At 65.8% G+C, this 9,539-nt stretch carries 9 protein-coding genes; 6 read left to right on the plus strand and 3 right to left on the minus strand.

Going from position 1 to position 9,539, the window contains the following annotated elements:
* Positions 1-99: 99 nt before the first annotated feature.
* On the minus strand, positions 100-657 hold the full coding sequence (locus HPA02_RS17350) for a thioredoxin family protein (RefSeq protein WP_146804462.1): 558 nt from the start codon (positions 655-657) through the stop codon (positions 100-102).
* Between the two features lie 128 nt (positions 658-785).
* Here HPA02_RS17350 and HPA02_RS17355 point away from each other — a divergent pair, with 128 nt between their 5' ends.
* Complete coding sequence (locus HPA02_RS17355; RefSeq protein WP_146804463.1) at positions 786-1,262, plus strand: YbhB/YbcL family Raf kinase inhibitor-like protein; 477 nt, start codon at positions 786-788, stop codon at positions 1,260-1,262.
* Between the two features lie 10 nt (positions 1,263-1,272).
* Here HPA02_RS17355 and HPA02_RS17360 read toward each other — a convergent pair whose 3' ends face one another.
* Both HPA02_RS17360 and HPA02_RS17365 read right to left on the minus strand, forming a co-directional pair.
* Positions 1,273-2,211, minus strand: coding sequence for a 2-dehydropantoate 2-reductase (locus HPA02_RS17360; protein WP_146804464.1), 939 nt, complete (start codon positions 2,209-2,211; stop codon positions 1,273-1,275).
* A 16-nt stretch (positions 2,212-2,227) separates the two neighbouring features.
* Positions 2,228-2,509, minus strand: coding sequence for a hypothetical protein (locus HPA02_RS17365; protein ID WP_146804465.1), 282 nt, complete (start codon positions 2,507-2,509; stop codon positions 2,228-2,230).
* 262 nt (positions 2,510-2,771) lie between these two features.
* Between HPA02_RS17365 and HPA02_RS17370 the strand changes: the two genes are divergently transcribed.
* The 5 genes from HPA02_RS17370 to HPA02_RS17390 all read left to right on the plus strand — a co-directional run.
* Positions 2,772-4,580, plus strand: coding sequence for a TolC family outer membrane protein (locus tag HPA02_RS17370; protein WP_146804466.1), 1,809 nt, complete (start codon positions 2,772-2,774; stop codon positions 4,578-4,580).
* Positions 4,581-4,655: 75 nt separating this feature from the next.
* On the plus strand, positions 4,656-6,806 hold the full coding sequence (locus tag HPA02_RS17375; RefSeq protein ID WP_244945962.1) for a type I secretion system permease/ATPase: 2,151 nt from the start codon (positions 4,656-4,658) through the stop codon (positions 6,804-6,806).
* Positions 6,806-8,230 carry an HlyD family type I secretion periplasmic adaptor subunit gene (locus HPA02_RS17380; RefSeq protein WP_146804467.1) on the plus strand — a complete coding sequence of 475 codons (1,425 nt, stop codon included), beginning with the start codon at positions 6,806-6,808 and terminating at the stop codon, positions 8,228-8,230. Before HPA02_RS17375 ends, HPA02_RS17380 begins: the two co-directional genes overlap by 1 nt.
* A gap of 2 nt (positions 8,231-8,232) precedes the next feature.
* Positions 8,233-8,847, plus strand: a complete 615-nt coding sequence (locus tag HPA02_RS17385; RefSeq protein ID WP_146804468.1) for a helix-turn-helix transcriptional regulator — start codon at positions 8,233-8,235, stop codon at positions 8,845-8,847.
* 173 nt (positions 8,848-9,020) lie between these two features.
* The coding region (locus tag HPA02_RS17390) for a retention module-containing protein (protein WP_186810019.1) at positions 9,021-9,539 on the plus strand (519 nt) is incomplete at its 3' end.

Consider the following 9,539-nt stretch of genomic DNA (forward strand, 5'->3'; position numbering starts at 1 on the left):
CCGTGACAGCTGTGATGTAACAGCTGTCACGGCCCGGTCAGGTGTCACGCCTCGCCTCGAGACGCGAGGGGGCGATCAGGCGCCAGGCTTCCCGGGCGCCTAATCCTCGGTCTTCCACTTGATATTGCAACCCAGGGAGGGGCGCTGGTCGGGATTCGGTGCTTCTCCCGCCAGCACCGCCTCGATGGCGGCGCGCAGGTCGGCGCCGCTCACCGGCGTCGCCTGGCCCGGGCGACTGGCATCGAACTGGCCGCGGTAGGCCAGGCGATGCTCGGCATCGAAGAGGAAGAAGTCCGGGGTACAGGCGGCCTGGAAGGCCCGGGCCACCGCCTGGGTGTCGTCCACCAGGTAGGGGAAATCATAGCCTCGGGCGCGGGCCTCCTCACGCATCGATTCGGGGTCGTCATCCGGGTAGGCGTGGGAGTCGTTGCTATTGATGGCTACCACGCCCAGCCCCCGGGCCCGGTACTCCCGGGCGAGCTCGGCGAAGGCGTCGGCGATATGCTTGACGAAGGGGCAGTGGTTGCAGATAAAGGCCACCAGCAGGGGACGGCCGAGGAAATCCTCGCGTGCGGTGATTTCGCCCTCGGGGTCGGCGAGGCGGAAGGCGGGCAGGGCGCTGCCCAGGTCGATCATGCGGGAGGCGGTCTTGGCCATGGTCTCGCTCCTGATAAAGAGGAACCTGCATTGATAGAATATCTGCAGCCTATCAGATCGCTCGAGCTTGATGCCGACCGCCAAGGTAGCGATGCTGGTGATGCCACTTGCTAGAAGAGGTTCCTGCCATGCCCTTTGCCCTCTCATCCCTGACCCTGAGCAGTCCCGCCTTCGGCCCCGGCCAGGCGATTCCCCGCAAACATAGCGGCGAGGGCGAGGACGTCTCGCCCGCCCTGCTATGGGAAGACGTCCCCAAGGGCACTCGCGCCTTCGCCGTCTTCTGCCACGATCCGGACGCGCCCCTGGTGCAGCATGGTGGCTATGGCTTCGTGCATTGGGTGCTCTATAACCTGCCGGCGGAGACCACCCATCTGGCGGAAGGCAGCACGGCGGGCACGCCTGGCGTCAATGACTTCGGCCTGCCGGGCTATGGCGGCCCCATGCCGCCGGAGGGGCATGGGGAGCATGGCTATTACTTCTGGGTGCTGGCCCTGGACGTGGACCTGGACCTACCGGCGGGACTGCGCCTGGATGAACTGCTGGCACGGATCGAGCCCCACCTCTTGGGCATGAATCGCCTGATGGGGCGCTATCGCCGGGGGTGAGGCGACTCGCTCAGAAGCTTAGCTCGCCTCGGGCGCGCCGCTCCTGAGGCAGCAGGGCGGCATGAATCGCCGCGTTGATCGGCGTGGCGATGCCGGTGGCGCGGCCCAGCCGCACCACGGCGCCGTTCTGGGCGTCGAGCTCGGAGGGCCTGCCGTCGATGATATCCCGCTGCATCGAGGCGGTGCTGCTCTCCGGCAGGCTGTCGATAAACTTCATGGCACGTGTCACCGCCGCATCGGGCAGGCGCACGCCGCGGGCCCGGGCCACGGCGCAGATCTCCTCCATCACGCCTTCCAGCATCCGCCGGGTCTCCGGCTGGGTCCGGCTGATGCCGATGGGCGCCCGGGTAATCGCGCCCACGCCGCTCATGGCACAGATAAACAGGAACTTGCTCCAGATGGCCGTGTGGATATCGTCGGGGATCTCGGCGGTGACGCCCGGCGCCGCGTCGAATACCGCCTTGAGGCGCTGGGTGCGCTCGCTCCGACGGTTGTCCAGCTCGCCGAAGCGCAAGAAAGGATCGACGCCAGCGTGACGGATGACCCCGGGCGCCTCGCGGTAGGCGAGGATGCCACAGAGACCGCCGAGCACCCGTTCGCGTCCCCAGCGTTCGGCGAGATGGTCGCTCGCTTCCACGCCGTTCTCCAGGGGCAGCAGCAGGGTCTCGGGGCCTAGCAGGGGCCCCAGGCCATCGGCGACCTCGGCCACCTGCCAGGCCTTGACCGCCACCAATACGTAGTCCACGGGGCCGATCTCGGCCGGATCATCGCTGGCCTGGGCCGAGGTGATCCGGCAGTCGCCCTGGGGGCTGCGTACCCTAAGGCCATCTCGGCGAATGGCATCCAGATGCTCGCCCCGGGCGATAAAGCCGACTTCCTCGCCGGCCTCGGCGAGGCGCGCGCCAAAGTAGCCGCCGACGCCACCGCTGCCGTAGATCGCAAAACGCATCCTGTGTCCTCGCCGCTTAGTAGAGGGCCTGCTCTTCGTTGATCACTTCCTTGAGCAGCTCCAGGTAGAGCTTGTCCGCTTCCGAGTGCTCGCTGGGGTCTTCGGGGATATGCACGCTGGTGGTATCGGAAATCTCGTTGGCGATGCGCGCCATCACTTCCTTGTCATTGCCTTCGCTGAGGTGCTTGCGGGCCACCACCAGGGATTGCTCGAGGATCTTGGGGTCCTCCAGCAGTTTCTTGATAAAGCTGCGTAGCTCGTTGATGACTCGAGTCTTTTGAATTTCAGAGGCCGACATGGGCGTACGCTCCTTAAGCGCAGGAAAACCCTCTAACCATACCATGGCGCACCCATGGCGTCAGGGGTGGGGTGCATTCCTGGCCTGGCCAGGTGTTGACAAAGGCGCGTGCAATTTCTTGGCGGCTCCGAAGGGCTTTGACTAGAGTGCAAGGAGAATTACGTTCGTTTACAAAAAGGGGCGTCTCCCGAACCTAGTGTCAGGGAGACGCGACGCATCACGATTCCATCAGTGACGATGCATTGATGCACGAGGGGCGATCATGAAGAGCTTCATGTCGATTCAAGGGGTTCCGATCAAACGCCTGGTGCTGGCCGTCGGGGCGGCTTGCCTGAGCGGCGTGACCACGACCGCGCTGGCGCAGAGCATGGCGGGCAATCTCACCGAGGCGGCGCAGCGGGCCATCAATACCAACCCCGAGGTCCAAGCCAGTTGGCATGGCTTCCAGGCGGCCATCGACGAGGTCGGGGTGGCGCGGGGCAATTACTTCCCCAGCGTCGATCTGGTGGGGGGCATTGGTCGCGAGGCCCGCGAAGGGGATGGCCGGGGCAGTTTCTCCTCGGATTTCGTCGAGATCTCCCTGACCCAGATGCTCTATGACGGCTTCGCCACGCGCAGCGCCGTGGAAGAGCTCGACCGCGCCAAGCTGGTGCGCTATTACGAGTTGCTGGGGGCCAGCGAGGAAGTGGCCCTGGAGACGACGCGGGCTTATCTGGACGTGTTGCGTTTCCGCGAGCTGGTCGCCCTGGCCCAGGACAACTACGGCGAGCATCTGCGTGTCTTCAACCAGATCGAGGAGCGGGTACGTACCGGCGCCGGGCGTGGGGTCGACTTGGAGCAGATCAGCGGTCGCCTGGCACTCGCCGAATCCAACCTGCTCACCGAGGCCTCCAATCTGCATGACGTCAGCGCCCGCTACCTGCGACTCGTCGGCGAGTTACCGGCGGAGAACCTGGCGCCGGCGCCGAGCATGGATGATCGCATGCCGCCCTCGGTAGCCGAGGCGGTTCGCATGGCCTACGAAGGCAATCCGGACTTCCATGCCGCCATCGAGAATATCGCCGCGTCGCGGGCTGAGCGTGAGGGGGCGCGTTCCGCCTTCCATCCACGCCTCGACTTCCGGGCGCGTCATGGCACCAATAACCTGGATGACGTGGCGGGGCGTCGCGACCACTCGGTGGTGGAGCTGGTGGCTAGCGTCAACCTCTTCAACGGGGGGAGCGACCTGGCGGAGTTCCGGCGCACCAGCGACCTGCTCGAGCAGTCCATGGACCTGCGTGACCTGGAGTGCACCAATGTGCGCCAGACCACCCAGATCGCCTATAACGATACCCGTCGCCTGCGCGAGCAGATGAACCACCTCAATCAGCATCGCCAGTCCATCGATCGCGTCAGGGGCGCCTACCAGCAACAGTTCGATATCGGTCAGCGTACCCTGCTCGACGTGCTGGATTCCGAGAACGAGTACTTCGAGGCCAGCCGCGCCTATGCCAACGCCCAGTATGACTTGGCACTGGCACAGGCCCGCACCCTGGCGTCGATGGGTGGCCTGCTACCGGCCCTGGGCATTACTCGCGAGGGCCTGCCGACCCTGGCCGACCTGGGGAGCGACGGCGTCAGCCTGAGTCCCGAGGATATCTGTCCGGATCTCGCCCCCACCAGTTACAGCCTGGATGACCTGGTGGCGGGCATGAACATGCCGGCACCGACGCGGGCCCCGGATATCACGCTCTCGGCGGATACCCTTTTCGCCATCAACAGCGCCGAACTGAGCCCGGCGGCGCGCGGCGAGTTGGATCGCCTGGCAGAGCAAATTCGTGGGCGCAATGACCTGCGCCGGATCTTTATCGCCGGCCATGCGGATATCACCGGCAACGATGCCATTAACGATCCGCTCTCCCAGCGGCGTGCCGACAGCGTGGCCGGCTACCTGGCCAGCCAGGGGGTATCCGCCGGCCTGATGGAGACCCGCGGCTATGGCTCCCGTCAGCCGGTGGCCAGCAATGCCACGGTGGAGGGGCGTCGCGCCAATCGCCGTGTCGAGATCACCCTGGAACGACTGGATGAGTAGCCGGTCGACCGCCCGCAGGGAAGGCCGTTGCTATATGCAAAGGGCCATGCGAATGGTCGATGCGAAGGAGTTGCCGTGACCAGTGACGAGAAGTGGTTCCGCTTCGTGGGAGGCGACCTGGCCGAGTGCCTCAGGGTCGTGGCCCGAGCCCATGACCACGAGGTCGTCACCGAGGCCCTGGTGGCCGGCTTGCCGTTGGAGAATGGCGAGCTGACCCCTGGGGTCTTCCCGCGGGCGGCCAGGCGAGCGGGGCTGGCGGCGCGCCAGACCCGCTGTGCCCTGGTGCGTCTCAATCCGTCGCTCTTTCCCGTGATTCTGCTGCTGGAGCCCCACCGGGCCTGTGTATTGGTCTCCCTGGATGTCGCGGCGCGGCGTGCCGAGGTGATCTTCCCTGAGCTGGGGGAGGCCGCCACGGCGATCGGGCTCGATGAGCTGGAGGCGCGCTACAGCGGGCGGGCCTTCTATGCGCGGCCCAGCTTCCGCTTCGATGTCCGGGGCCCCGAAATCAAGCGCCTGCGCGCTCGCCACTGGTTCTGGGGTGTGATCGCCGAGAATCGTCGCCTCTATCGGGACGTGCTGGTGGGCTCGGTTTTGATCAACCTCTTCGCCGTGGCCATGCCGCTGTTCGTGCTCAATGTCTATGACCGGGTGGTGCCCAACCAGGCCACCGAGACCCTCTGGGCCCTGGGTATCGGGGTCTTGGTGGTGCTCTGCTTCGACCTGGCGCTGCGCCTGATGCGTAGCGCCTTCGTCGACCTGGCCGCCAGCCGCGCCGATGTCAAGGTCTCCAGCCATATCATGGAGCGGGTCCTGGGCATGCGCATGGAGGCGCGACCAGCCTCCACCGGCTCCTTCGCCGCGACCCTGCACTCTTTCGAGGCGGTGCGTGGCTTTATCGGTTCCGCCACCGTGGTGGCCCTGGTGGACCTGCCCTTCGTGCTGCTGTTTGCCGGCATCATAGCGATTATCGGTGTGCCGCTGGTGATTCCCATCGTGGTCGGGGCGCTCTTCGTGCTGCTTTATGCCCTGGCCGCCCAGAGCCGCATGCATGAGCTCTCCGAGACCACCTGGCGGGTCAGTGCCCAGCGCAATGCCAGCCTGGTGGAATCGGTGGCCAACCTGGAAACCGTCAAGGCGCTGCGCGCCGAAGGGCGTACTCAGGGGGTATGGGAGAAGACCACCGCCTTCCTGTCGCGGACCTCGGCCCAGTTGCGACTGCTGAGCGGTTCGGTGTCCAGCATCGCCCTGTGGGCACAGCATACGGTGGCGGTAGCGGTAATCATCATCGGGGTCTACCTGATCATCGCCGGCGAGCTGAGTCAGGGCGGGCTGATCGCCGCCTACCTGCTCTCTTCCCGGGCCATGGCGCCGATCAGCCAGGCCGCGGCACTGCTGGCGCAGTACCATCAGTCCGCCACCGCCCTGGCCGGCCTCGATCAGGTGATGGCCAAGCCTCAGGAGCGCGAGGCGGGACGTCACTTAATCAGTCGCCCGGTGATTCGTGGCGAGATCGCCTTCGATAAGGTGAGTTTCCGTTACCCGGAGGAGGCGCAGGACGCGCTACGCGATGTCTCGCTGAAGATCACCGCCGGCGAGAAGGTGGCCCTGCTGGGGCGGATCGGCTCCGGCAAGTCCACCCTGGACAAGCTGATCCTGGGGCTCTACCAGCCCACGGCGGGAGCGGTAAGCGTGGATGGTGTGGATATCCGCCAATGGGATCCCATGGACCTGCGCCGGCATATCGGTTACGTGCCCCAGGATATCAGCCTCTTCTTCGGCAGCCTGCGCGATAACATCATCGCCGGGGCCGGCAGCGAAGGCATCAGCGACGAGACGCTACAGCAGGCCCTGGAGGTGGCGGGGCTGACCGAGCTGGTCAATCGCCATCCGCTGGGCCTGGACATGCCGGTGGGCGAGCGCGGCGAATCGCTCTCCGGTGGCCAGCGCCAGAGCGTAGCCATCGCTCGGGCCCTGGTACTCGATCCGACGATCCTGCTGCTGGATGAGCCCACCAGTGCCATGGACCATGCCAGCGAGGAGGCCTTCAAGGCACGTCTCGCCGCCCTGGCCGAGCATAAGACGCTGATCGTGGTCACCCATCGCACCTCGCTGTTGGCGCTGGTGGAGCGGATTATCGTGGTCGATGCCGGCAAGGTGGTGGCCGACGGGCCCAAGGAGAAGGTGGTGACCGCCCTGCGCAGTGGGCAGATCGGGAGGGCACGCTGATGGCCGAGCAGAAGCCAACCCTGGAGCAGCGCGGCTTCGAGCGCATCGGGCGGCTCAGCGAGGGAGGCAGCAGACCCTTCCGGCCGCTGATCGACCGCCTCTTTTCGCGCTGGGTCTCCTCGGCCCATCTCGATCGCGACTGGGCCAGCGATGCCGACTGGGCGCGCATGCAGCAGGAGCCGCTACGCGCTCGAGCCTTTCTCTACCTGGTGGTCATGGCGCTGGTGGGGCTGGTGATCTGGGCGAGCCTGGCGCAGATCGACGAGGTCACCAAGGGCGCCGGGCGCATTATCCCCTCGTCTCAGCTGCAGCGGGTGCAGTCCTACGATGGCGGCGTGGTCCAGGAGATCCTGGTCGCGGAGGGGCAACGGGTGGAGGCCGGACAACTGCTGATGAGCATCGATCCGACCCGTTATGCTTCGAGCTTCCGCGAGAACCAGGCTCGGGTCTGGGCCCTGCAGGCCCGGGCGGAACGCCTGCGCGCCCTGGTCACCGACGAGCTCTTTCGTCCCTCCCCAGAACTCGTGGCCCAGGCCCCCGATCTGGTGGATCGTGAGCGGGAGCTTTATGAAGGCTTGCGTGCCGAGTTGCGTGAGCAGGAGAGCATCGTTCGCGAGCGTTTGACCCAGCGCCGCGAGGAACTCAACGAGGCGCGTGCCCGCTTCAATGCGGCCTCCCGGGACCTGGGGCTGGCCAGCCAGGAACTCAATATGACGCGGCCGTTGCTGCAAAGCGGCGCGGTATCCGAGGTGGAGGTGATTCGTCTGCGTCGTGAGGTCTCTCGGGCTAGCGGCGAGCGTAGCCAGGCCAGTGCTCAGGTCTCGCGTCTCGAAGCCGCCGTGGAGGAGGGCGAGGCTCAACTGCGCGAGGTCACCCTGGAGCGTCGCGCCGAGTGGCGAAACGAGCTGGCGCAGACCATTGGCGAGCTCTCGGCCCTGGAAGAGAGCAGCACCGGATTGGAGGATCGGGTACGCCTGGCCGAGTTGCGGGCGCCGGTGGCAGGCATCGTCCAGCGTCTGCATATCACCACCCTGGGGGGCGTGGTCCAGCCCGGCCAGGACGTGGTGGAGATCGTGCCCATCGATGACCAGTTGCTGGTGGAGGCGCGTATCGCACCCCAGGATATCGCCTTCCTGCGCCCCGGCCAGGAGGCCTTTATCAAGCTGACCGCCTATGACTTCTCGATCTACGGCGGGCTCGAAGCCGAGCTGGAACATATCAGTGCCGATACCATCACCGATGATGAGGGCAATAGCTTCTATCTGGTGAGGGTGCGCACCCAGGAGGCGACCCTGGCACCGGAGATGCCGATCATTCCCGGCATGACCGCCCAGGTGGATATCCGCACCGGGCAGCGCACCATCATGGAGTACCTGCTCAAGCCGGTGCTGCGCGGCATGGGCAATGCGATGACGGAGCGCTGACCATGCGCCATGTGCTGGTGGTTTCCGAGCGAGTGACGCTGCCGCGCTGGAGCAACGCCTTCCCCGATGGCTGGACGCTTTCGGCCCGCGAGGCTCCGAGTCGTCTGGGGCGGGACGATCACGCCTGGGTGCTCAGCGATAACGACGCCTGGCCCCAATTGATCGAGACCCTGGTGAATCAGCAGGTGGTCTGCGTGGCACTCTCCTGGCTGCCCCGCAAGGAAGAGGCCTTCTTGGCCCTGGGTGCCGGTGCGCGGGGCTATGCCCATGCACTGAGCTCCGTGGAACTGTTGCACGAGGTGGCCTTGGTCACCATGCATCACGGCCTCTGGGTGGGGCCCGAGCTGCTCAGCGACGTGGTGGGGTCCACTTTTCGTGCCCTGGGGGGCGGCCTGGCCCATCAGGCCGGCGTGCTCACGGAGCTGACGGCTCGGGAGCGTGACGTGGTACTGGCGGTGGCCGCTGGGCATACCAACAAGGAGGTGGCCAGGGCCCTCGAAATCACCGAGCGTACCGTCAAGGCGCACCTGGGGGCCGCCTATCGCAAGCTTGGTGTGCGAGATCGCATGCAGCTGATTCTCAAGCTATCCGGCCACCTGGAGACCACCTTGAGATAGCCACTCCGTCTGAATATACATTTGGATACGTTTGCTTACCCTGTACCACGGTCCAATAGTTCGCCCGTCTTCCCTCTCCTAGCTTTGAGATAAGTGCCGACCGTCGTCGGCTCGCCCCGTAAGGCCTTTTCGGCTCCGGGCAAGAATCTATGGCTAATGCAGGGGGCCCCGCCATGAGCATTGCAGTCGTTCTCTCGATTACCGGACAAGCCTGGGCGCGTGATGCCGAGGGTAACCTTCGCGAATTGCGACCCGGCGATGTCGTCGAGGAAGGCGAGGTGGTCGTTACCTCGGCCGATGGCAGCGTCGAGCTCGATTTCGGCGGCGGCGAGGCGGGTCTGGTCGTCATCGAGCCTGGCCAGGAAGTGCTGATGCAGCCCGAGCTGGCCCCGGATGCCGAGGTCGATCCCGAGCAGGCCAGCGTCCAGGACGAGGAGGTCGAGGCCTTGCTGGCGGCACTCGAGGACGATGACGGCGATCTCTTCGATCTTCTCGAGGATCCCGCCGCCGGTGCCGCAGGGGGTGGCGGGGCCGAAGGCGGCCATGGCTTCGTGCGCCTGGCACGAATCACCGAAGGCGTCGACCCGCTGAGCTATCAGTTTGGTGTCGTCCTGACGGGTGGCCCCGAGGGTGGGCTTGGTGAACCGCAGCTGCTGGAGGAGGAGTCCTTCCCGGCGATCTCGGTGGTGGAT

The sequence above is a fragment of the Bisbaumannia pacifica genome (assembly GCF_007989625.1).
Taxonomy (GTDB): domain Bacteria; phylum Pseudomonadota; class Gammaproteobacteria; order Pseudomonadales; family Halomonadaceae; genus Bisbaumannia; species Bisbaumannia pacifica.